We start from the raw sequence: 1,107 nt of genomic DNA, 5'->3' as shown, positions 1-1,107 counted from the left end.
GGTATGGCTCGGCCCAGGCCTGCGTCAGTTCGACCGAAATGTCCTGGTCGGCCAGCAGTTCCGAATGCTCGTAAGGCAGGTAGAGGAAAACGCGGAGTTCTTCCTCGAGTGCCAGGTCATGACCAGCCGCGATCGCCCTCTCCGCGAAATATCTGGCGAGCGGATCGGTCGCGTACATATGGCCGGTGCCGCGAAAACAGTTCCGCGGAAACTGGTCGAGCAGGATCATCAGCGCCAGCGCGCCTTCGGCATGTTCCAGCCAGTCGTCGCATTCACGCCGCGCGGCGGCGTAGTGCAGGCCGAGAAAGCGGTCGCGGAACTCGGCATCGAATGCTTCGTTCTTCTCGAACCAGGCATCCTCGCCGGCATCGCGCCAGAATTTGGTGACCGACAGGGCCCTGCTGTCCAATTCCATGCCTAATTCCTTGCTCAATCGGCGGGTTCGGACTTGTGCAGCACACCCGCGGTTTCTTCATTGAGTGCCTGACCAGGCCGGCGCGGCGTGGAGAGCGGTGTCGGAATCGGCGTACCGATATTGCCTCTCAGGAAGCGCTGTCCGGCGCGAATGCCTTCGGCAAGCTGGGTTTCGAAGCGGTCGGTGTCGCGGCGCCTGACGTCTTCGATCGTTTCAGCCACGTCTTCGGGATCGACGCCCAGCGATTCCAGGGCCGAGCCGCCGAAAACAAGTGCGGATTCGAAGGTTTCACGCAGCTGGTAGTCGACGCCGGCGCGAATGAGCTGCAGCGCGGTACCACGATCGAAAGCGCGGGCCAGCACGGTGAGCAAAGGAAACTCAGCCTTGATCAACTGGGCGATGCGAACAGCCACATCGGCCTTGTCGACGCAGATCAGCACGGCGCGCGCACGGCCGGCGCCGGCGGCATGCAGGATGTCCAGTCGCGTGCCGTCGCCATAATAGACCTTGAAGCCGAAATCGGCCGCCGCCTGGATCATCTCGACGTCATTGTCGATGATCGAGACGTCGATGCCGCGCAGCAGCAGCGGCTGGCTCGCGATCTGGCCGAAGCGGCCGAAACCAATGACCAGCACGCTGCCGGTCAGGCCATCGGCGACATCGACCCCGTCGAGCGACTGCTCGTCACGCGG

General features: G+C 63.2%; 2 protein-coding genes. Both read right to left on the bottom strand.

The window, feature by feature from the left end; all coding sequences use genetic code 11:
• Positions 1 to 415: DUF924 family protein (locus EN939_RS35330; protein ID WP_127271957.1), on the bottom strand; the 415-nt coding region annotated here is incomplete at its 3' end.
• Between the two features lie 14 nt (positions 416 to 429).
• Positions 430 to 1,107 (bottom strand): NAD-binding protein (locus tag EN939_RS35325; protein WP_206528443.1); only part of this gene is annotated, 678 nt, incomplete at its 5' end.

The sequence above is a fragment of the Mesorhizobium sp. M7A.F.Ca.CA.002.05.1.1 genome, assembly GCF_003998335.1.
Lineage (GTDB): Bacteria > Pseudomonadota > Alphaproteobacteria > Rhizobiales > Rhizobiaceae > Mesorhizobium.
Note: the sequence above shows the minus strand (reverse complement) of the source record. Positions and strands in the feature narration are given on the sequence as shown.